This window comes from Metabacillus crassostreae, from assembly GCF_016908395.1.
In the GTDB taxonomy this organism is placed as follows: domain Bacteria; phylum Bacillota; class Bacilli; order Bacillales; family Bacillaceae; genus Metabacillus; species Metabacillus crassostreae.
In genome coordinates, this window is the sequence record NZ_JAFBDU010000001.1 from 254,860 (window position 1) to 275,447 (window position 20,588).

The 20,588-nt window shown below is 32.4% G+C and carries 23 protein-coding genes and 1 riboswitch; of the genes, 18 read left to right on the top strand and 5 right to left on the bottom strand.

Annotation, left to right across the window (positions count from 1 at the left end; translation table 11 throughout):
• Positions 1 to 61 precede the first annotated feature (61 nt).
• Positions 62 to 259, top strand: a complete 198-nt coding sequence (locus JOC75_RS24120; protein ID WP_275580229.1) for an ABC transporter permease subunit — start codon at positions 62 to 64, stop codon at positions 257 to 259.
• Positions 243 to 473: an ABC transporter permease subunit gene (locus JOC75_RS24125; RefSeq protein ID WP_275580230.1), complete on the top strand. Its 231-nt coding sequence runs from the start codon at positions 243 to 245 to the stop codon at positions 471 to 473. The genes JOC75_RS24120 and JOC75_RS24125 overlap by 17 nt, the downstream gene beginning before the upstream one ends.
• 329 nt (positions 474 to 802) lie before the next feature.
• Here JOC75_RS24125 and JOC75_RS01325 read toward each other — a convergent pair whose 3' ends face one another.
• Complete coding sequence (locus JOC75_RS01325; protein WP_204952335.1) at positions 803 to 2,032, bottom strand: ATP-binding protein; 1,230 nt, start codon at positions 2,030 to 2,032, stop codon at positions 803 to 805.
• 221 nt (positions 2,033 to 2,253) lie between these two features.
• Here JOC75_RS01325 and JOC75_RS01330 point away from each other — a divergent pair, with 221 nt between their 5' ends.
• The 6 genes from JOC75_RS01330 to JOC75_RS01355 all read left to right on the top strand — a co-directional run bounded on the left by JOC75_RS01330 (position 2,254) and on the right by JOC75_RS01355 (position 6,627).
• Positions 2,254 to 2,439 (top strand): spore coat protein, encoded by a 186-nt coding sequence (locus JOC75_RS01330; protein WP_204952336.1) that lies wholly within the window; start codon positions 2,254 to 2,256, stop codon positions 2,437 to 2,439.
• 13 nt (positions 2,440 to 2,452) lie between these two features.
• Positions 2,453 to 2,707 carry a spore coat protein gene (locus JOC75_RS01335; protein ID WP_204952337.1) on the top strand — a complete coding sequence of 85 codons (255 nt, stop codon included), beginning with the start codon at positions 2,453 to 2,455 and terminating at the stop codon, positions 2,705 to 2,707.
• A gap of 191 nt (positions 2,708 to 2,898) precedes the next feature.
• On the top strand, positions 2,899 to 3,399 hold the full coding sequence (locus JOC75_RS01340) for a hypothetical protein (protein WP_204952338.1): 501 nt from the start codon (positions 2,899 to 2,901) through the stop codon (positions 3,397 to 3,399).
• A gap of 154 nt (positions 3,400 to 3,553) precedes the next feature.
• Complete coding sequence (locus tag JOC75_RS01345; protein ID WP_204952339.1) at positions 3,554 to 4,891, top strand: phenylacetate--CoA ligase family protein; 1,338 nt, start codon at positions 3,554 to 3,556, stop codon at positions 4,889 to 4,891.
• Positions 4,892 to 4,932: 41 nt separating this feature from the next.
• The gene (locus JOC75_RS01350) at positions 4,933 to 6,177 is read left to right on the top strand and encodes a phenylacetate--CoA ligase family protein (RefSeq protein WP_204952340.1); all 1,245 of its coding nucleotides are present in this window, start codon (positions 4,933 to 4,935) and stop codon (positions 6,175 to 6,177) included.
• A 153-nt stretch (positions 6,178 to 6,330) separates the two neighbouring features.
• Positions 6,331 to 6,627 (top strand): 4a-hydroxytetrahydrobiopterin dehydratase, encoded by a 297-nt coding sequence (locus JOC75_RS01355; RefSeq protein ID WP_204952341.1) that lies wholly within the window; start codon positions 6,331 to 6,333, stop codon positions 6,625 to 6,627.
• A gap of 141 nt (positions 6,628 to 6,768) precedes the next feature.
• Here the strand turns inward: JOC75_RS01355 and JOC75_RS01360 are convergent, their stop codons facing one another.
• Positions 6,769 to 6,960 carry an alpha/beta-type small acid-soluble spore protein gene (locus JOC75_RS01360; protein WP_146945867.1) on the bottom strand — a complete coding sequence of 64 codons (192 nt, stop codon included), beginning with the start codon at positions 6,958 to 6,960 and terminating at the stop codon, positions 6,769 to 6,771.
• 778 nt (positions 6,961 to 7,738) lie between these two features.
• Between JOC75_RS01360 and JOC75_RS01365 the strand changes: the two genes are divergently transcribed.
• The 7 genes from JOC75_RS01365 to JOC75_RS01395 all read left to right on the top strand — a co-directional run bounded on the left by JOC75_RS01365 (position 7,739) and on the right by JOC75_RS01395 (position 14,703).
• Positions 7,739 to 9,232, top strand: coding sequence for an aldehyde dehydrogenase family protein (locus JOC75_RS01365; protein WP_204952342.1), 1,494 nt, complete (start codon positions 7,739 to 7,741; stop codon positions 9,230 to 9,232).
• A 189-nt stretch (positions 9,233 to 9,421) separates the two neighbouring features.
• Complete coding sequence (locus JOC75_RS01370) at positions 9,422 to 10,906, top strand: FAD-binding oxidoreductase (protein ID WP_204952343.1); 1,485 nt, start codon at positions 9,422 to 9,424, stop codon at positions 10,904 to 10,906.
• On the top strand, positions 10,903 to 11,427 hold the full coding sequence (locus JOC75_RS01375) for a hypothetical protein (RefSeq protein ID WP_204952344.1): 525 nt from the start codon (positions 10,903 to 10,905) through the stop codon (positions 11,425 to 11,427). Before JOC75_RS01370 ends, JOC75_RS01375 begins: the two co-directional genes overlap by 4 nt.
• 81 nt (positions 11,428 to 11,508) lie before the next feature.
• Positions 11,509 to 11,985, top strand: a complete 477-nt coding sequence (locus tag JOC75_RS01380; protein WP_204952345.1) for a 2-thiouracil desulfurase family protein — start codon at positions 11,509 to 11,511, stop codon at positions 11,983 to 11,985.
• 287 nt (positions 11,986 to 12,272) lie between these two features.
• A complete protein-coding gene (locus tag JOC75_RS01385) occupies positions 12,273 to 12,776 on the top strand; it encodes a GNAT family N-acetyltransferase (RefSeq protein WP_204952346.1) in 504 nt (167 codons plus the stop codon).
• A 62-nt stretch (positions 12,777 to 12,838) separates the two neighbouring features.
• Positions 12,839 to 13,441, top strand: coding sequence for a dienelactone hydrolase family protein (locus tag JOC75_RS01390; RefSeq protein WP_204952347.1), 603 nt, complete (start codon positions 12,839 to 12,841; stop codon positions 13,439 to 13,441).
• Positions 13,442 to 13,533: 92 nt separating this feature from the next.
• A riboswitch (cyclic di-GMP riboswitch) is annotated at positions 13,534 to 13,621 on the top strand.
• A 53-nt stretch (positions 13,622 to 13,674) separates the two neighbouring features.
• Positions 13,675 to 14,703 carry a GGDEF domain-containing protein gene (locus JOC75_RS01395; protein ID WP_204952348.1) on the top strand — a complete coding sequence of 343 codons (1,029 nt, stop codon included), beginning with the start codon at positions 13,675 to 13,677 and terminating at the stop codon, positions 14,701 to 14,703.
• A 133-nt stretch (positions 14,704 to 14,836) separates the two neighbouring features.
• Here JOC75_RS01395 and JOC75_RS01400 read toward each other — a convergent pair whose 3' ends face one another.
• On the bottom strand, positions 14,837 to 15,613 hold the full coding sequence (locus JOC75_RS01400) for a class I SAM-dependent methyltransferase (RefSeq protein ID WP_204952349.1): 777 nt from the start codon (positions 15,611 to 15,613) through the stop codon (positions 14,837 to 14,839).
• 129 nt (positions 15,614 to 15,742) lie between these two features.
• Here JOC75_RS01400 and JOC75_RS01405 point away from each other — a divergent pair, with 129 nt between their 5' ends.
• Entirely contained in the window at positions 15,743 to 16,618 is an 876-nt protein-coding gene (locus tag JOC75_RS01405; protein ID WP_204952350.1) for a LysR family transcriptional regulator, read from the top strand.
• A 182-nt stretch (positions 16,619 to 16,800) separates the two neighbouring features.
• Here the strand turns inward: JOC75_RS01405 and JOC75_RS01410 are convergent, their stop codons facing one another.
• The gene (locus JOC75_RS01410) at positions 16,801 to 17,802 is read right to left on the bottom strand and encodes a DMT family transporter (protein WP_204952351.1); all 1,002 of its coding nucleotides are present in this window, start codon (positions 17,800 to 17,802) and stop codon (positions 16,801 to 16,803) included.
• 360 nt (positions 17,803 to 18,162) lie between these two features.
• Between JOC75_RS01410 and JOC75_RS01415 the strand changes: the two genes are divergently transcribed.
• A complete protein-coding gene (locus JOC75_RS01415) occupies positions 18,163 to 18,741 on the top strand; it encodes a helix-turn-helix domain-containing protein (protein WP_338036536.1) in 579 nt (192 codons plus the stop codon).
• A gap of 114 nt (positions 18,742 to 18,855) precedes the next feature.
• Here the strand turns inward: JOC75_RS01415 and JOC75_RS01420 are convergent, their stop codons facing one another.
• Positions 18,856 to 19,017: a DUF1540 domain-containing protein gene (locus tag JOC75_RS01420; protein WP_146945850.1), complete on the bottom strand. Its 162-nt coding sequence runs from the start codon at positions 19,015 to 19,017 to the stop codon at positions 18,856 to 18,858.
• Between the two features lie 202 nt (positions 19,018 to 19,219).
• Here JOC75_RS01420 and JOC75_RS01425 point away from each other — a divergent pair, with 202 nt between their 5' ends.
• Entirely contained in the window at positions 19,220 to 20,197 is a 978-nt protein-coding gene (locus tag JOC75_RS01425; protein WP_204952352.1) for a ring-cleaving dioxygenase, read from the top strand.
• Positions 20,198 to 20,588 lie beyond the last annotated feature (391 nt).

Below are 20,588 nucleotides of genomic sequence, written 5' to 3' on the forward strand. Positions count from 1 at the left end.
AATTTTAGGTATACCATTTACAATTATTATCTTTATTTGAATGAGGTTAATTTCTCATTTAATGTTAAGTAAAACAAAATTCGGTAAATATACGTACGCGATTGGTGGGAATGAACAAGCAGCAAGAATATGTGGGATTAATATTGAACGATATAAAATCATGATTAATATTTATGTGGGTTTACTTGCAGCAATTGCAGGTATGAGATGTTTACTGCTCGAATTAGTGTTGGTAACCAAGTATGGGTGTTATGTTTGAAATAGAAGCAATTGAAGCTGCAGTTATTGGTGGAACTAGTTTATCAAGTGGAGTGGAGACGATAGCTGGAACAATGAATGGTGCACTAATTATTGGTGTTCTAAATAACGGACTAGAGCTACTAGGTGTATTATCATATTGGCAACAAATTTTAAAAGGTGCAATAATCGTAGCAGCAGTGTTAATTAACGCTAGGAAGAATAAAAAAGTTTAATCTATATTCTTATAGAAAGTCAGAGCAAATATTTGCTGATTATACAAAAGAAGCAGGTTAGATTTCCAAAACTCCTATCCAAGCTATATAAATTTGATCAATCTTTTATGAAACCAGACTCTTACTAAAGGGGATCGGTCTTTTTCTTAAGTAAGGAGTATTTATATTTCATTAAATTTAAAACAAGAGAATAGAAATGTGATCAAAATTCCCAATATATATTTTCAAATTTACAGAGAATGAGCTTTCGATACATCCGTAACTCATTCACTCTAAAACTAACCGTATAAAGAATGTGGTAATCTTTCTTTACCGTGTGAATTGACTTCTTATTTAGGTATTGCAATTGGAAATCTAAGCGATATTTTAGTACCGTAGCCTACTTTACTTTGAATTGAGATTGTACCTTTCATAGCTTTGACAATACTAAATACAACCATCATTCCTAAACCCGTGCCTTTTTCTTTTGTAGAAAAATAAGGCTCTCCAATTCGGTTAATTTGTTCTTCAGTCATTCCAACTCCTGTATCAGAGATTTGAATTAACACATGATGTTGAAAAATTGATGTATAGATTGATAAAACTCCACCATGTGGCATAGCTTCAATACAATTTTTGGTGATATTTAAGAGGCATTGATGAAATTGTTGTTTGTTTCCTTGGATAATACAGGATGCAAATTCTGTTTCAAGGCTGACAGAATTCATATTTGCATATGTTAGAATAATATCCTCAATCTGTTTTAATTGGACCTCAATGTCAAGTAGTTCCCAGTTAGTGGGTGCAGGTTTTGCAAACGTTAAATAGTCATTAATAATATTTGATGCAGTGTCTAATTCTTCAATAGCTAATCTAATGTAGCTCTTTCTCTTTTCTAGAGGAAGATCATCATCCTCTAACACAAGCTGAAGAAATCCTCTAGTAACTGTAAGGGGATTTCGCACTTCATGAGATACACTAGCAGCTAGCTGACTAACGATTTCTGATTTCTCGGATTTAGCAATTTGTTGCCTTAACAGAATTGTCCCTCTTATAGATTCCATTATGTATCCTATAACAAACATTGATACTGCCGGGAAATTTAAATATAAGAGAGTGTGAACTATGCTTGTTTCTTCATGTTGCCTCCATAAAAACATTACGACAGTGAAAATAAAGGCAATGGATGTCATGATAGTAAGCTTTTCTGATATTTTAGAGTTTATAAACTTCTTGGAAAAAACGCCACATATTAAACCAAGTATTGCAAAAATTATTATTAAAGCTCCGATAGAACTTGTGAAGCCATAGAGAAATATTGTAAACAAGACGATAAACGAAAATAATATAGCTGCTACATATATGCCTCCATAAAGTCCTCCTATAATGAAAGGTATGAATTTTAAATCATGTAAAAACGATTCTTGAAAGCGAAATATTATACAAAGTGCAATCGTAATCGAGAAAACTACACAGATTATTATTTTGCTTTGATAATGACTTGTCTTTTCTGCCCATATATGGTGAACAAAAATACCGACTAAAATAAATAGTAAATTAAGGATTAATTCATATAACATATATTCGACCTAGCTTTCATAGAGAAAATATTATCAGTAAGGTATATCTAAAGATCTTTTTGAATAGTAGATAATATTAATTGAAATTCGACAAAGAATCTAGAAATCCTTTTTATTTACAAAACCTTAATATAATTCAAATGAAATTTTATAGAAATAAATGGATAAAAGTTTCCGTTAGAACACAAAGTATTCTTTGTAGAAGAAAGGAGGAAATAGTTATGACAAATTTAAACGAACTAGAACTACAAAACCTTCGTCATTTAATTGGAGGACATGAAACATGTGCAACTAAATTAGATACATTTGCACAGCAATGTACTGATCCACAAATTAAATCTATGTTACAAAATCATGCAAATAGTGCAAGACAAACAAAACAACAACTAATGACATATTTAGGATAGGAGGTTTTTTTGCATGTTAACAGAAAAGGATATGGTGTCAGATTACTTATCAGATTTGAACTCTAGCTTAGCTACATATGCTCAAATTATCTCACAATGTGATAATCAGGCATTAAGAAATACACTTATTCAAATCCGCAACGCTGACGAACAAAAGCAATGGGAGCTATATCAAGCAGCTCTACAGCATAATTACTATACACCAGCATCTCAAGCAGAAGTACAAGATATTCAACAAGTCAAACAACAATTTTCACAAGGAAGCTAAAAAAATCCCCTCCTAAAATTTTGGAGGGGATTTTTTAATAGGATGATGACTTAATTTTATAAAAAGAGTTGAATTATCCAAGCCGAGTTCAATTGAACACATATATATACCAGTGTGTGGTTTACAAGGAGGTGAACGGGATAGATTGTAATCATATAATCAAAGACCAAATAATGGAATTTGATTATCATATGAATCGGTTATTGGAATCTAATGAGAAAACGACAGATATGCTAGAGGAATTACTAGGAAATTCGCTATCAATTAAAGTTTTATGTCAGAAATACAAAATTGATAAAGAGACAAATGATATCACTTTGTACAGAGAAAGTATCATGATTGATCCTCAAAAAAATATAATTGTATCACAAAATTTTGTCCTACTTTTTCCTAAGTATATTCCAAGATCTGTTTATTACAATATGATATGGAAAAGGAAGGGTATAGGTCATTATTTAAACCAATTCAATATCAAAACTAGTCGATTGATCACAAGCTATGGGTTAAAAAAAGATGCTGAGATGACAAATCATTTTCAAAAATCAGTTCGTATTATGTTTCCTTCAAGGAATTTCCCTATCCCTTTTAAGAAATATGATATTTATTTTGATGATTTTACAGTACCAGGATTCAGTATTATTGAGTATTTTAATCCCGAAATATTTATTAGAAGGAATAAATTTTCAAAGTGAAGTAGTTTTATAGTCTATTAGGCATTTTACTAGATTTTCAATTTCTCTATCACTTTTTATTCTATTATCACATATTTTATCTAAAAGTTAGTTTTTTTTGCTTATCTAGTGTGCTTATTGTGAAATTAAGAGAATATCAGGAGGAAGAAAAAGTATGACATCTAAATTTGAAGAAAAAATTCGTAAGTTAAAAAAACCAATGCCAATTTCGAGATATTTCGCCTCTAATTCACTCCATCCAGATTCTATGATACCAGAGAAGGTTAGACAATATCAGTTAGATTCATTAAAGGAAATTTTAAAACGTGCTTATACAAATAATGAAATGTACCGGGCGAAAATGGATGAAGCAGAATTAACACCTAATACCTTCAAAACATTAGAAGATATACAAAAAATGCCCTTTTTAACAAAGGAAGATCTTCGAGGAAATCCTTATGTTTTATTAACCTGTGACAAAGAAGAAATTGCACTTGTTCAGGTATCTACTGGCACAACTGGTGGAGAAGAAATTTATATGCTTTACACATGGAATGATTACTATTTACATGATTTAGCCCCGAGATATCCAAAGCTTTTTCCAATAGATCCACCAGATGTTTGTTTAAATGGTTTACCTTATGAAATGAGTGCTGCTGGATTAGCTTTTCATAAAACATTTATGGAAGGATGCAATGCAACGGTTATTCCTGCTGGTAAAGGAGGGGCATACTCAACACCAGAAAAAACATTAAAAATGATTAAAGATTTACAACCTAATGTGATCATTACAAGTCCATCTTGGGCAATCATGCTTGCTGAAGAAGCAGAAAAGCAGAATTTTGATTTTTCAAGCTTACAATTAAAATATGTTTATTTAACAGGTGAAGGGTGCTCTCCGGCTTTTCGTAGAAGAGTTGAAAAGATATTCGGGGCTACTGCGAACTTCTTCTATGGTTCTTTAGAATGTGGTGTACTTGGAATCGAATGTGATGATCATAGTGGTTATCATCTTACTGAAGCACATGTTTATATGGAAATTATTGATCCGAATACAGGTGAAGTACTAGAGCCAGGTGAAATAGGAGAGATAGTTATTACAAGCATGCTTCGTTATGATGCGCCAATTATTCGCTTTCGAACTGGTGATTTAGGATATATTGAAACAGATCAATGTGAATGTGGTGTAACTTTGCCTAAATTTCATTTAAGAGGAAGAGTTCGTGATCAAATTAAATATAATGGAACATCTTTTTCTCCTTTTTATCTTGAAGAATTTTTGATGAGTCAGCCAGAAGTAGGAAACTGGTATGAATTCGTTATCGATCCAGAGGAAGATAATGAAGAAATTCATGTTCGTTGTGAATTAGCTAGTGATGTTGAGCCAACTGAGGAGCTAGCTGAATCTTTAGCGAGTAAAATGGAATATTCAACTGGAATTCCTTTCACATTTGAATTTATGGAAAAATTACCACGTCCACAAGGTAAGACAATTCGCGTTGTTTATGAATAAGTATTAACAAAGCTCTAAGTTTAAATAAAAGGGTGTTTGTAATGGAAGAACAAAAACTTATTATGAAACTACAAGAGGCGATTGAACACGCAAAGGTATCCACATTTTATCATAAGCACCTTTTACAGAAACGTATCGAGAAATTAGAGGATTTTAAAGAGATTCCTTTTTTAACAAAAAATGATTTGCGGAATCATTCTCCTTTTGGTCTCTTAGCTTCAGCAAAGGAAGAGCTTGTTCAATATCATGAATCATCAGGTACGACCGGCAATCCTATATCTATATGGTTTTCTGAAGGGGATTTGAATCGTATTGTTAATCGAACAAACGAAACAGCTGTATTATTTTCAAAATACGATACAATGATTGTGAGATTTCCTTATGCCATGTCAATTATAGCTCATACGATGCATGAAACAGGAAGACGGAACAATACTTGTATTATTCCTGCAGATAGTAGAACTAGTATAACCCCGATGTCTCGTGTTATTGAATTATTAATAAAATGTGAAACAACAATTCTTGCCTGTATGTCACTTCATGCCATCATGCTTGCAGAGGTTGCTGTTTCTCAAGGTTTAGATCCTAAAGTTAGTTTTCCTAATCTTCGAGCCATCTGTACAGCAGGAGAGCCAATAACCTCTTTTAGAAGAAATTTAATAGAGGAAATATGGGGAGTACCGGTTTTTGACAACTACGGTATGACTGAAACAGGTACGATTATGGTCGATTGTGAATATCATCATCTTCACCCTGCACATGAAGATTTTTATATTGAGGTGTTGAATGAGGATTTTACTACACCAACAAAGCCTGGTGAAATTGGGAATTTAGTGATCACAACATTAAATAAACCCGCTACACCAATGATCCGGTATCTTACTGGTGATACTGTAAAGGTTTCTGAAGATCTTTGTAAATGTGGTAAACGAGTATACGAGATTCATGGAAGAAAAGAACTTCAATGGAAGGTGAAAAATCGCCACTTTGATATATGGGATTTAGAGGAAATCATTTCACCACTTTCTAGTCGTAAATTTTGGGCTGCAAGAGCTCGTGATAATGTTTTGTATATTGTTATAGAAAAAGAGAATACAACTGATAAAATAGCTTGTGAATATTTAGATTTTCTTTATGATCAATATGGAGTAGAAATTAAGATTTATTATGTTCAAAAAGGTGCACTTTATGATCGTCAGGAACCTTTGTCATTTGGTATGAAAGGCAAGCCAAATTATATGTTAACTGAACTAGAGCTTGATTATATTCTTAATAGTTTAGACTAAAGTTTCAGCCTCTGGATACGATTAGGTTCAGAGGTTTTTTTCTATGATAAAATTGGTTGTAATAGTTACAGATGATCTAAAAAGGAAAACAATATAGCTATAATATTATACAACTGATGATTGAACAATCTATCTTGGGAGATGATGTACTTTATGCAAAAGTTATCAGATATACAAATTGATGAATTCTTGAGGTTAATAGAGGGGTGGAAGCTATCTAATGATAAGTGGCTTGAGAAGAAATATCGATTTAAGGATTATTTAAAAGGAATAGAATTTGTCCAGAAAGTAGCAAATCTATCAGAGGAACTAAATCACCATCCATTTATATCAATTGACTATAAACTTGTCACCATTAGATTGTTCTCCTGGAGAGCAAAAGGGATTACAGAACTCGATTTTGAATTGGTTAAAAAATATGATGAAGTTTACAAAGAGCTGATGTCTTAAATGTATTGTAGTAACTCAGAAAATAGCATGAAAAAGTCAGATCGACTCTTTTTTCGGTAATTCTAAGGATAAGTTTCTTTAAAAAAGTGCTTTAAAAGCTAAAAAAACCAGGAGCTTTTTTTGAGCCTCCTGGTTTTTCCTTTATTGCTTCTGATTCTGCAGCTGGCTTTCACCTAACGCAACTAAGCGCTTTGTCATTTCTCCACCAACAGAACCATTAGCACGAGCTGTCGTATCGGCACCTAGTTCAACTCCTAATTCATTCGCAATTTCCTCTTTCATGGAATTTAGAGCATTTTCTGCACCAGGCACTAACAATTTTTGTCTTGCCATCGTACAACACCCCTTTTGAATGATTTTTTAGGAACTGTGAGCACCGATGAGATGCTCATAATTTAGAATGCCCAGCAGTTATTTTTTTATAAATCCTTATTTTTACGGCTTCCACAATTTTTAGGTATGTAATCAAACTAAAATTTAAGATAAGAAGATATAATATTTTTGTTTTTATTCAGAGATGTTAAACGTGATAAGTGACAACTTCTAGAATATATATTTCTTGACTCCATGGCTAATTATTTTAAACTTAAGTCATTATCTTTTGATAAGTCTGTTTTTGTAAACTTTGTTGTTATTAGAATCATGATGGAAACAACTCTGTATAAAGTCAAGTTGCATCTTTTCTTCTACAAATCACAACTTTTCTGCGATATCACACTTGTTACAAAAGATAATGTTGTTTATTCGCAACAATCTTTCAGAAAAGAGCCTTTGATAAAAAGAACCTATCAATAAACCACTTCATTTATATGCTCCATTCATGCAAGTGAACCGCCCTTTTTCTTTTTTTACTACTCATCCAAACTTCATCCAACAATTCAAACAAATAGAAAAGACTATTAACTATATGGTATTTTTCTAAAACCTTTTACTTTACTGTAATTTATTTAAAAAAATATCATGCTGGTAGGTTCTAACAAATACTATAGAGAATATACTGAAAATAGATTTACGAGTACATATAAGCTAAGCATCAATTTACTAACTCCATGAATTTCTTCTTGTTTGTAATAGAGGTAAATCAATTCATTATGTTGAGGAGTGTAAGCGTATGCAAAATGTAACGACTAAGCAAATTGATTTAAGTCCTAGATTAGTAGAGTTTCTAAAAGAAGAGAAGAAATTATTCATTAATGGAGAATTTGTACATTCTCTTACAGGTAAAACCTTTGATACATTAAACCCAGCAACAGGTGAAATACTTGCATCAGTAGCAGAAGCTGGTGAGGGGGATATAAATTTAGCTGTAAAAGCAGCTAGAGAAGCATTTGATAATGGTCCATGGTCAAAAATGGGAACGGCTGAAAGAAGCCGACTTATCTATAAACTAGCAGATTTAATTGAAGAGCATAAAGTAGAGCTTGCACAGCTTGAAACTTTAGATAATGGAAAACCATATCGTGAAACGTCAAATGCAGATATTCCATTAGCAATTGAGCATTTCCGTTATTTTGCTGGATGGGCAACAAAGATCGTTGGACAAACAATTCCTGTTCAAGGTAATTTCTTTAACTATACTCGTCATGAAGCTGTAGGGGTTGTTGGGCAAATCATCCCTTGGAACTTCCCGCTTTTAATGGCAGCATGGAAGCTTGGTGCAGCATTAGCTTCAGGCTGTACAATTGTCTTAAAGCCAGCAGAGCAAACACCACTTTCAGCATTATATTTAGGTAAATTAATCAATGAAGCTGGTTTTCCAAAGGGTGTTGTAAATATTGTTCCAGGGTTTGGCCAAACAGCAGGATCACCGCTTGTAAACCATCCATTAGTCGACAAAATTGCATTTACAGGTTCTACAGCCGTAGGAAAAGCTATTATGAAACAAGCAAGTGAATCATTAAAACGAGTAACTCTAGAGCTTGGTGGCAAATCACCGAATATTATCCTTCCTGATGCTGACCTTTCTAAAGCAGTTCCAGGTTCATTAATGGGAATAATGTTTAATCAAGGTCAAGTTTGCTGTGCTGGCAGTCGTTTATTCGTTCAGAAAAAACAATATGACAATGTCGTTGCAGATTTAGTTTCATTAACAAAAGAGATTTCACAAGGTAACGGTTTAGTTGAAGCAACGACGATGGGTCCTTTAATTTCTGCTCAACAGCAAACCAGAGTTAAAGGGTATATTGATAAAGGAATTGAAGAAGGTGCAGAAGTGTTAGCTGGTGGAACTATTCCTTATGATCAAGGATACTTCGTTTCTCCTACTATTTTTGCAGATGTAAATAACTCTATGACGATTGCAAAAGAAGAAATTTTCGGACCTGTAGTAGCTGCCATGCCATTTGATGATTTAGATGATCTCGTTGATAAAGCGAATGATTCTACTTATGGTTTAGCTGCAGGTGTATGGACACAAGATCTGAAAAAAGCTCATAATATTGCACACCGTATACAAGCAGGTACAGTATGGGTGAACTGCTATAATGTCTTTGATGCAGCAAGTCCTTTCGGTGGATACAAACAATCTGGTATTGGTCGCGAAATGGGTAGCTATGCATTAGAAAATTATACTGAAGTGAAAAGTATTTGGATGAATATGGAGTAAGTAACTCTGTAAGAAGATCCTTACACTTTTTGTGCCAAAACATGTAAGTCAAAATTGATTATAGTTTTTAGATCATAGCCATTGGTTATGATCTTTTTTTGTTATCTAACTTAATAAATAGATAGGCAAAAAAAACCAAATTAGTGTAAAATTTAGAGATAAATTCACTAAAGGAACATAGGAGAATATATGCAACTATTAACAAAAATCACACAAAATCCATGGTTTTTAGGTATGCTCGTTTTACTTTTTACAGTAGTTGTTTTATGGAATATGCCAATTGAGAAGAGGAAATATGGCCTCTCACAAAGCAATTTAACAACAGACTATACAGGACTTCTTCCTGAAAAGATACAACGTGTTATTCAAACGAAGAATCGTAATGAATTACAAGAAATAGTAAAGGAAGCTAACACAACAGGTAAGAAAATTTCTATTGCCGGGCTCCAACATTCACAAGGAGGTCATACCTACTACAAAGATGGAATTGTCTTAGATATGAAAACATTTAATAAAGTGCTATGGGTAGATGCAAAAAAGAAAACAGTCCGCGTGGAAAGTGGAGCAACTTGGGAGGATGTGCAAGAGGCAATCATTCCTTACGGCTTAGCACTCAAAGTGACTCAATCACAATCCATATTTACAATTGGCGGCTCTTTATCTGTTAATGCCCATGGAAGAGATATTCGCTTTGGATCAATGGCAAGCACAGTAAAGGAAATGACACTTTTAACACCTACAGGTGAAATAATAGAACTCAACCGAAATGATCATGAAGAATGGATGAAATATGTTTTGGGAGGATATGGATTATTCGGTGTTATTTTAGATGTAACACTAGAACTTACAGATAATAATGTCTATACCATTCAAACAAAGAAACTAAAAACCGATGAATATGAGGGCTATGTTAGAAATATTTTAGACAGTGATATGACAGCCATGCATTATGCAAGAATCAGTGTTGCTCCTAAAAGCTTCTTAGATGAAATGTATGTTATAGACTACAACGAGACAGGGAAAACAGACAATAAAACGCTGAAGAAAGATCAAGCTATTAGGCTTAGTAAGCTAGCTCTTGATGCGGGAAGGCAAGGTGGATTATTAGAGGACCTTTTTTGGTCAAGCCAAAAGCATTATATTCAATCACTTGATGGCAAAGAAATTACACGAAATAATGCTATGCGATCAGAATCAACATTTATGGAATATACGAAAACAGATTCTGTTGAAGTATTACAAGAGTTTTTTATTCCTGTTGATTCCTTTGAAGAATATATGAGTAGTTTAAAAGAATTACTTCCTTCAAACGATAAAAACGAGGACTTCAAAATTCATAATATTACTGTACGATATGTGAAGCAAGACAACAAAACCAGCTTAAATTATGCCCGTGAGGATATGTTCGGTTTAGTTGTATTAATTCAGCATGGGGTAAAGCAAAAAAACATGGATAGAGCTAAAGAAATCATAAAAAAATGGACAGATTTAACTTCTGAGCACGGTGGAACATATTATCTTCCTTATTATCCTTATCAGTCACAGGAACAATTTAATAAGTCATATCCTGAATCAGCAAGCTTCCGAATAGAAAAGAGAAGAAGAGATCCTAATGAAGTATTTCAAAATCTTTTTTATGAAAATTATCTTACTTCAAGAGGGAATGTAAGATGAATATATCTGAAAAATATCTACCGCTTTTTGTAACAGTTGGGCAGGTAGTGATCTTTCCATATTATATTATTTGGTTAAAAGAAGCTTCTTTAACCTTCACCTTATTTGCTTGGTTATTTGCCGTATTTTCCTTTTCAGCAGCATGGGGTTATAGTGTATTTCAAAAGAAAAAAGATAAAGAAAAAGATCACCTTGACCTTATTTATTTTGGCATGGCCATTGTGTATCTTATTGTGGGATACTCTAATGAATTTTTAGATGATCTTTCATACTTAGCTCTTTTACTTCAAGTGATAATTGGATATTTACAAGGGTATTTTCGTGCCTGGCATGTACACCAAAAATCTTATTCGATTCATGCTGTTCATCATTATTTGCTTGTCGGTGTATCAATGATTGCTCTTTCATTTATAAATATTGTTTCACCAGTCTTTTTAATAAGTTCTTTTGGATGGTTTTTATGTTTAATTAGTTTTTGGGAGCTTTATGGAAAAATTGCTAGTAAATACTTTAGAAGTTAGTTTTATTAAACAATCAAAGGTTTTATTCTATATTAGTAGATTATTATTACACTAATTTTCAAGAATAGTAGGTGAAGTGGCATGATCTTAGTTAGCTCATGTTTAGCAGGCTTTGAAGTTCGATATAATGGTTCACATAGTTTAAATAAGACGGTTAGACAATTATTTACTGAAAACAAAGCCATACCAATTTGTCCTGAATTATTAGGTGGTTTTACAACACCAAGACAGCCTGCTGAAATACTGGGTGGAAATGGCTTTGATGTGCTAGATGGAAAAGCTAAAGTGATGGAAAAGTCAGGTAGTGATGTTACTGATCTTTATATAAAAGGAGCATATTTGACTTTAGAAAAAGCACTAGAAGTTAATGCAACGGTAGTTATTCTTAAAGAGTATAGTCCATCCTGTGGAAGTTCGACGATTTACAATGGTGAATTTGAAAATGTAAAAATTGCAGGAAATGGTGTAACAACGGCATTATTAATGAGAAATGGAATTGAAGTCGTGAGTGAAGAAAGCATAAATAGTAGTTTAAAAGGTATTTTAGAACATGATTAAAATAATTGAGTGGAACTAGGAGTGAAAAATACTTCAATTGGAATGGAACGTCAATAATTTAGGCAACTAAATAGAGTTTGGCGTAGCAAAGACTATCATAAAATTGATGAATAAAGTAAGACATGAGGAAAAGTGAGTAAATGGCCTCCGATTATAAGGAACATGATCATTAAATTTAAGATTTTAGTATAGTTGTCATTGTAACAAGGTTAAATGATCCTTCTCATAGGTTTTATTAACATGTTTATCCAATATATTAGAAAGTATTAAGAAGTGAGTGAGCTTTTATGAAAAATGAAATAATTATTAGCCAAATGAGTCCTCAAGATTGGAATGATGTAAGGGAAATTTATATAGAAGGAATTGCTACTAAAAATGCGACATTTCAAAAAGATGCTCCGTCATGGGAACAGTGGGATTTAGGACATATTGCCGGTTGCAGAATTGTTGCTAAAGAAGTTAATGAAGTGGTGGGGTGGGCTGCTTTAAGTCCAGTATCATCAAGGCTAGTGTATTCCGGAGTTGCGGAGGTAAGTCTTTATGTTAATCAAAGGTGCAAAGGAAAGGGTATTGGAAGCTTCCTTTTGAAGTCATTAATTGAACAAAGTGAAGGTAGTGGATTTTGGATGCTACAATCGAGTATTTTCCCAGAAAACTACTCTAGTATATACATACATAAGAAAAACGGTTTTCGAGAAGTAGGAAAGCGAGAGAAAATTGCTAAGTTGGATGAAAAATGGAGAGATGTAATTTTATTAGAAAGAAGAAGTAACAAAGTCGGTATTGATTAAAGAGAGAACAGAGTTGTAAAATTAACTTTCTACCAGAAGACTTACTTAGAATGGAGGCAGATATGATAACAATACGTAGTGAAAACGCTACAACAGCAATTATTATTGTTCATGAAATTTATGGCATAAATGATCATATCAGATATATTTGTAACATGCTCTCAAAGCAAAATGTTGATATCATATGTCCTAATTTATTGGACACAGAGGGTTACTTTGATTATAAACAAGAGCATTTAGCGTATACATATTTTAAAGAATACATAGGGTTTGAACAATCAGTTAAACAAATTCAGCAGTTAGTATTTTTAAATAGGTATCATTACGAGAAAATATTTATCATTGGATTTAGTGTTGGAGCAACAGTCGCATGGATGTGTAGTGAACTAAAACAAATCGATGGTGTTGTAGGATATTACGGATCAAGAATTAGAGATTACCTTCATATCCTGCCAAATTGTCCGGTTTTGTTATTTTTTCCAAAAGAAGAAAGATCTTTCACTGTGAAGAATTTGTTAACAAAATTACAAGGGAAGAAAATAACAACACATGAACTAAGTGGTAAACATGGATTTAGTGACCCTTTTAGTAGTCAGTATAATAATGATTCCGCAGATAAAGCATATTGTGAAACACTTAACTTCTTAATGAAATATAGTTTATGAGAGTGAAAATATTACGAGTTGATTACTTGTATTTATTTATTAATAATAGGATAATAGACCTAATATCTTATAAGTATTTTTAAACCTAATTGAGTTGTAAAAGGCAAGCTCATTGAAAGGTGAGTACGCAAAGCTGAAGGGGCTAAGTTCTTAAATAGAATAAGCTAGCCAGTTACCGATTTAGATGAAAACTAGTCAATATGAATAGTTTTTCACATTAGGAGATGAAAGAAATGGTAAATCATTTAAACAAATTCGAAGAAATGAAACGGAAATTATACTTATTGATTTTGCCAATTATCATTTCTGCATTAATAATTAGTATATTCTTCAATGCTGATAACCAAGGATTTAATCATTTTGTTATACCGTTACTTGCTGGTGTATATAGTATTTCATGGGTTCTAATTTATAAGAAAAAATTGTTTTTTTATGTTGAATATCTAAATGTGATTTTAATAAGTGTGTTACATCTGCTTAAGGTTTTCGATATCGTCTACTACGAAATGGTGGTTGGTAAAAGTATTACTACTGGAAATGCAACTTTTTGGACACCACTTGTTTTTGCCTTTATTTTTGTTACGCTAAAAGGCAGGAGTAGTGTAATCTATTCTTTTACTCTTTGGTGCTTGACTATAGCAATAGGTTTGTTTTACTGGGATGAAATTCCTTACTATGCTAGTGAATCACTTGTTCATTATTTTCTATCAAATTTCGTTTATTTTATATTTCTATTTTTTTCACGCCATATAATTAGCGCTTACACAAAATCTGAAATGCTTGAAAAAATAGCTTATGAGGATTCTCTTACATCTATTGCGAATAGAAGGATGGTTTACCTTTGGTTAGAAAGAGCATTGAAAAAGGAACAACCGTTTTCTGTTATATTTTTTGATTTAGATCATTTTAAAAGAATAAATGATGAGCACGGACACATTATAGGCGATAAAGCTTTAGTTGAGGTAGCTTTACTTGTAAAAAGTATGCTTAAAGAAAGTGATTATTTTGGACGCTGGGGTGGAGAAGAGTTTATTATTTTGTCATTTAATAGAGAAAAACAAAAAATGATTGAGCTTGCTGAACTGTTAAGAAAGGCAATTGAAGCTCATGATTTCCCTGAAGTAGATCGAGTCACATCTAGTTTCGGTGTTGCTGTAGTCCAAAGTTCAGATACAGCTGAAACAATTGTAAATAGAGCAGATGATGCTTTGTATATAGCAAAGAATAATGGCCGAAATCAGGTTCAATACAAGGAAGTTTAATTAGAGATTTACATGTTTATAGTCTTTTAGAGCCTTGGTGAAAACGACCAAGACTCTTTTTATAAGGTTTTGTAGCTAAAGGAACACAAAGCTTGTTATCAATATCAGGAAGTTTGAGTTTAAAAGAAATGTTTTAATTCTTCATTCCAATAACACGAATTCTTTTATAATCAGCTAACCACTTATCCTCTTTAAATAGGTGGTTATTTAAGTTATATTCCACTTTTGAGATAATCAAATCTTTCATATCAGAAGGAATACCCGTAAACATATCACTAGCAAACATATGAATCCAATTTTTTATTCCATTTTCATCTTCTAGAGGTGTTGGTCTATCAAAGTGATGTGAAAAGATAACTCTAAACCCTACATCCTCCATTAAAGAGGTGTATTCACCAATACTTGGGAAATACCAAGGAAAACGCTCCATATTAAATTCGTAACCTTGTTCCTTCATTGATTTAATAATGGCATCTGATATTAAGTTAATATTCCCTTTACCCCCGAATTCTGCAATAAATCTACCGTTTTGTTTTAAACTATTAAAAATACATTCTAGCGCAATTTTAGGTGTTTTTATCCAATGAAGTGTTGCATTTGAAAAAACGGCGTCAAACTTTTCATAATAGGTTAATTCTGTTGCATCGCAAACACTAAACTCTATCTCTGGATATTTTAATTTGGCTTGCTTAATCATATTTTCCGATTTATCAACACCAATTACTTTTACTCGTTTGTCAGATAAGACCTTAGCTAGATCTCCTGTGCCACAGCCTAAATCAAGAATTCTTTCACCTTCTTTTGGATCTAATAAATCAACTAAATCATTGCCGAGCTTAGAAACAAATGAATGTTTGCTATCATATAAACGTGCATTCCATGAATCGTTAGAAAGCTGGATTTTTGTCATATTGATTTTCTCTCCTTTGAAGAATAACTGTATATATTTGTTAAATTTAGTATAATTGATGTTATATATAATAGGAATTAACGAAATTAATTAAAATCAATAACGATCTGTTATTAGAAAGTGGTATATATGGAGTTGAAATGGTTAAAAACCTTTATTATTGCGGCCAAATATGAAAATTTTCGTAAAACATCTGAAGAATTATATTTATCTCAGCCAGCTATAACGAAGCATATAAAGAAACTTGAGGATTATTTAGATATTCAGCTGTTTGAAAGAATTGGCAAGAAAATTACACTTACTTCTGCAGGATATCATTTTCTTCCGCACGCTAGAGAAATTGTATCGAAATATGAACAAGGTTTAAGAGATTTCGATTTATGGAAACAAGGATATAAAAGAAAATTAGTGATTGCAACATCCCCACAAATAGCAGCATCTGTACTTCCTGGCATTTTAAGAAGATTTATGGAAATTCACCCGGATATAGAAGTGTTATTAAATATTTTGAATTCCTATGAAATAGGTGTAGAAGTTGATGAAGGTAGAGCAAATCTAGGATTAACGAAAATACAACCAATTCAAGCTAATTTGAATTGTGAAGAAATACATAAAGAGCCTGTTATGTTAGTGGGACCATGGAACTTGGAAAGTTTTAAGGGAATTAATGAGCAACAATTGTTTGAGAAATACATAGTTATTACACATAACCACCCTGAGTATTGGGATCAACTTGTTCATGATCTTAAAAGAAATTTTCCTCATATTAAAACAATGAAGGTAAATCAAATAGAAATTACAAAACGATTGATTGAGGAGGGACTTGGGGTATCTTACTTACCTTTAACAATGGTAAAAGAGGAGATTAAGTCACAAAGGTTAATAGAAATTAACTCAGAAAAAATTTTTCTTCCAACATCATCAACTTTTGTGTTAACGAAAGTGAAAACGAGTGAGGTATGTTCATTTGTAAAATATTTTAAGCGTGAAATGGAGAAGTGTTAGGAATGAGATGTAGATTTTAAAAGTGTATCATTTCATTTTACTTATAAAAATGGGAATTATGGTATTCAGCTTTATAGGAAACCTTAAATTAACAAGAAAACTAAATAATAAATTTCTCTTTAAGATTCGAAGACATAGTAAAAACTGAGGCTAATAACTAGGATGACCTCAGTTTGTATTCATTACCCCTTGATAGAAGCCTCGCGATTTAACTTCTTTCTGAGTATCTTCATGTCTGATTGTTGATGGTTTTTGTGAGTGAAATAGCTATGTAGTAGCATTCCAATTATGATTAATAATAGTCCGAAAAAAGTCCAGCCTTTTGGTAATGGAGAAGATAATAATAATGTCTCACCGATAATGACGAAAATTACTTGAGTTGACTGGGTTGCTTCTACTGCTGCTAAATTCCCTTGATGATTTTTCGAACGATCTGTTGCTATGAAAAAGAGCGTTGTTGCAATAACACCTGAACAAATTGCGACAATAAAGGACTGTATTATTTGGTCATTAGAAGGAAGTCCAACACTAAAGATCCCAACCCCACTTAAAATGAACCAAAATGGAAGGCTAACTAATGTCATTCCAAATACTCTTTGAAAAGTATCTAATCTTCCTCCACATACCTCCATCATTTTTCTGTTTCCTAAAGGATAAGCAATAGCAGCAACTATCACAGGTAGTACTCCCATAACTAGTTCATTTATTGATAATTGACTAGCTTTTTGAAGCTGAATAAGACCTACACCAATTAAGATAACTAGTGATATAAAAAAGGATTTCAGTTGTAATGTATTTCTTACGTTTATTGTACCTTCTTTTGTTTGTATCGTATGAAAAAACAAAGGCCCTAACAATGTACCTGCAACAATCGTTAGCTGCCATGATCCTGCAACAAGCCAACCAGGACCATATGAAGCTGCAAATGTTAACGGAGCATAAAATAAAACAAAGCCAACAAAGCTCCAGCATAACCATTGTAGTGGGTGTGTTTTTATTTCAAGCAATAGTTGTCTTATATTCTTTCTTGCAAGTACAATGAGAAATAGAAAAGGAATCATAAACATAAAACGCAAAGAAGAACTCCATATCCAACTGCCACCTGCGAGTTCCATTGAACGATTTAAAATAAACGTTACAGCAAAAAACATGGAAGCGAAAATTCCTATTAGTATTTCTCTCATCAAACACCCAACCTTTATACTTATATTTTAGTATATTATAATATACTTATAATTAATTATATTATACTTAATATTATGCAAATGTGATAATAATACTTTTAATTCTTTTATATATCTAGTAAAGGACTTTTCTAAAAGAGTGTTGCTATTTACCATCTTTATCTGTTGGAACAAGTGTGATATTGCATAAAAGGTGCAATTTGTAGAAGAAAAGATATCACTAAACTTACTACTTTGCTGATTTCTTCGGGGATTTAAAAACAACAAAGTTTGCGAAAACAGCCAAGAGTAATGACCATTCCAATGTTCGATTTGTGTTCTCTGAAGTAACAATTTATGTATAAAAAGGAGTTGATGCTCGTGGATCATCATACAATAAATAATGTTGAAAAATTAGCGAAGCAAATAGGAGAAACACTAAGAAAAATAAGGCTTGAAAGAAAAATAAATCTTCATGAATTAGCGGAGTTAACAGATGTAAGCAAATTAACTTTAGGTAATATTGAAAGAGGTGAGGCTAATCCTTCTCTTGCTGTTATCTGGAAAATTGCCAATGGTCTAACTATACCTATATCGGCATTACTTATTGAAAGTGATGAAGTAGTTATTTCACGGAAAAATGAGGGGAATAAAGTTGTTAGTGCAAATGAAGCATGTACATTGGAACCAATTTTTGATACATCTTCATACGGATCAATGGAGATTCATCGTGCATTTTTAAGGCCTAATAGTGAGTATTTTCCAGGTCCACATCAATTAGGTGTAGTAGAATATGTAACAGTCATGAAGGGTGAAATTATTATTAAAGTCCAAGAAGAGGATTATCATCTTTATGAATATGATTCAATAAAGTTTAATGGTGACTTGGAACATGCTTATATCAATCCAACAAATTCTGAAACAGTATTACATTTTGTTATGACATACACGAAACTATAAACATTTTGTAGTTTTTTTGAAAAATTTTCTTTCAAAGTGAATAATAATGATAATTATTTTCAATACTAAAGTTATAAAGAGACAACCATGGTAGTGGTTGCCTCAGATGGGAAATTAAAGATCAGATGGTTCGAATGTTTTGCAATCAGTTTCAGCGCTAGAAGAAGCATTTTTTTCTTTATGATTAACTACATAAATTTGACTTGCTCCACATTTATTTTCGTTGCTAATATTATGAACACAGCTGTTTACTTCACATAATACGTCTAATGCCATTGTTTAAACACCTCCTTCATGATTAGGATGAACAATTTTAGCTGTTCCTATTCAATCAGAATAGATTTATCATGAAGGACCTCATTTAAAGCTACTATATTCAATATGATTTGACAGGGTTTTTACCTCTGTGTTATATTTATCTCGAATTAAAGATATTTTACTTTGAGATAATGAGGTATTTAAATAGGGGGAACAATAAATGAACCATTTAAAAGGAATCCACCATGTTACAGCCATCACAAGTAGTGCTGAAAAAAACTACGAGTTTTTCACATATGTATTAGGGATGCGTCTCGTTAAAAAAACTGTAAATCAAGATGATATTCAAACCTATCACTTATTTTTCGCTGATGATACAGGGAGTGCTGGAACAGATATGACTTTCTTTGATTTCCCGGGCATTCCAAAGGGAATACATGGAACAAATGAAATTTCAAAATCATCATTTCGTGTACCAACTGATGCTTCATTAAACTATTGGAAAGATCGTTTTGATCGCCTTCAAGTAAAACATGAAGGAATTCAAACCCAATTTGGGAAAAAGACATTATCATTTGTGGATTTTGATGATCAACAATACCAATTGATATCTGATGAATTTAATAAAGGGATTTCCTCGGGGACACCATGGAAAAACGGGCCAATTCCACTCGAGCATGCAATAACAGGACTAGGACCGATTTTTATACGAGTAGCAAATTTTGAACAGCTTAAAGAAGTACTTGAAAAAGCACTGTTTTTTAGAGAAATTGATCATAATGGTAATTTCCATTTATTCGAAGTAGGTGAGGGAGGAAATGGTGCACAAGTAATTGTTGAACATAACGAGTCTTTACCACAAAGTCGTCAAGGATTTGGAACAGTTCATCATGTTGCTTTCCGTGTAGAAGATCGTGCTGCTTTAGATGAATGGATAAGCCGTCTAAGTGAAATAGGATTTTCTACATCAGGTTATGTTGATCGTCATTTCTTTGAATCACTATATACAAGAGTTGCACCACAAATTTTGTTTGAGTTTGCAACAGATGGACCAGGATTTATGGGTGACGAACCTTATGAAACATTAGGTGAAAAACTATCATTGCCACCATTTTTAGAACAAAAGCGTGAATCAATTGAAAAATTAGTCAGACCGATTAATACGGTGAGAAGTACGAAAACCTTTATTAAGGAATAATTCCACAGAAAAAAAGTCAACAATTACTGTTGACTTTTTTACTTAATCCGATGAATGAGATCATTATAGTTAACTAACATAATTGCTCGAGTTTCACCATCTTGAATTTCGCAAAATGCGTTTCCATGATCAAAGAAAAAGTGATGGATTCTACTGCCATAAATTACTTTTTGTCCCATTTTAATAAGGATCATCCTTAATTTTTATTTTCAAAATCTAGAAAATAAATACAGGTGATACCGGTTTAATATTAGAAATTGAATAATTAAATTATAACATAAAATGTATCTTGACCCAAGTTTAGAAAATAACTCTTTATTTTAACTTCTTATTTATAAATATGGTTCTCTGCTAAAAGAAGGTTATATGGGCTTAATGACAAATATCTTTG

Coding starts and splice junctions, on each gene's coding strand:
- JOC75_RS01370 (WP_204952343.1), top strand. CDS start 9,422: ATGCAACTATTAACAAAAATCACACAAAATCCATGGTTTTTAGGTATG.
- JOC75_RS01335 (WP_204952337.1), top strand. CDS start 2,453: ATGTTAACAGAAAAGGATATGGTGTCAGATTACTTATCAGATTTGAAC.
- JOC75_RS01425 (WP_204952352.1), top strand. CDS start 19,220: ATGAACCATTTAAAAGGAATCCACCATGTTACAGCCATCACAAGTAGT.
- JOC75_RS24120 (WP_275580229.1), top strand. CDS start 62: ATGTTAAGTAAAACAAAATTCGGTAAATATACGTACGCGATTGGTGGG.
- JOC75_RS01365 (WP_204952342.1), top strand. CDS start 7,739: ATGCAAAATGTAACGACTAAGCAAATTGATTTAAGTCCTAGATTAGTA.
- JOC75_RS01345 (WP_204952339.1), top strand. CDS start 3,554: ATGACATCTAAATTTGAAGAAAAAATTCGTAAGTTAAAAAAACCAATG.
- JOC75_RS01395 (WP_204952348.1), top strand. CDS start 13,675: ATGGTAAATCATTTAAACAAATTCGAAGAAATGAAACGGAAATTATAC.
- JOC75_RS01390 (WP_204952347.1), top strand. CDS start 12,839: ATGATAACAATACGTAGTGAAAACGCTACAACAGCAATTATTATTGTT.
- JOC75_RS01410 (WP_204952351.1), bottom strand. CDS start 17,802: ATGAGAGAAATACTAATAGGAATTTTCGCTTCCATGTTTTTTGCTGTA.
- JOC75_RS01385 (WP_204952346.1), top strand. CDS start 12,273: ATGAAAAATGAAATAATTATTAGCCAAATGAGTCCTCAAGATTGGAAT.
- JOC75_RS01360 (WP_146945867.1), bottom strand. CDS start 6,960: ATGGCAAGACAAAAATTGTTAGTGCCTGGTGCAGAAAATGCTCTAAAT.
- JOC75_RS01330 (WP_204952336.1), top strand. CDS start 2,254: ATGACAAATTTAAACGAACTAGAACTACAAAACCTTCGTCATTTAATT.
- JOC75_RS01325 (WP_204952335.1), bottom strand. CDS start 2,032: ATGTTATATGAATTAATCCTTAATTTACTATTTATTTTAGTCGGTATT.
- JOC75_RS01375 (WP_204952344.1), top strand. CDS start 10,903: ATGAATATATCTGAAAAATATCTACCGCTTTTTGTAACAGTTGGGCAG.
- JOC75_RS24125 (WP_275580230.1), top strand. CDS start 243: ATGGGTGTTATGTTTGAAATAGAAGCAATTGAAGCTGCAGTTATTGGT.
- JOC75_RS01405 (WP_204952350.1), top strand. CDS start 15,743: ATGGAGTTGAAATGGTTAAAAACCTTTATTATTGCGGCCAAATATGAA.
- JOC75_RS01420 (WP_146945850.1), bottom strand. CDS start 19,017: ATGGCATTAGACGTATTATGTGAAGTAAACAGCTGTGTTCATAATATT.
- JOC75_RS01350 (WP_204952340.1), top strand. CDS start 4,933: ATGGAAGAACAAAAACTTATTATGAAACTACAAGAGGCGATTGAACAC.
- JOC75_RS01380 (WP_204952345.1), top strand. CDS start 11,509: ATGATCTTAGTTAGCTCATGTTTAGCAGGCTTTGAAGTTCGATATAAT.
- JOC75_RS01400 (WP_204952349.1), bottom strand. CDS start 15,613: ATGACAAAAATCCAGCTTTCTAACGATTCATGGAATGCACGTTTATAT.
- JOC75_RS01340 (WP_204952338.1), top strand. CDS start 2,899: ATGAATCGGTTATTGGAATCTAATGAGAAAACGACAGATATGCTAGAG.
- JOC75_RS01355 (WP_204952341.1), top strand. CDS start 6,331: ATGCAAAAGTTATCAGATATACAAATTGATGAATTCTTGAGGTTAATA.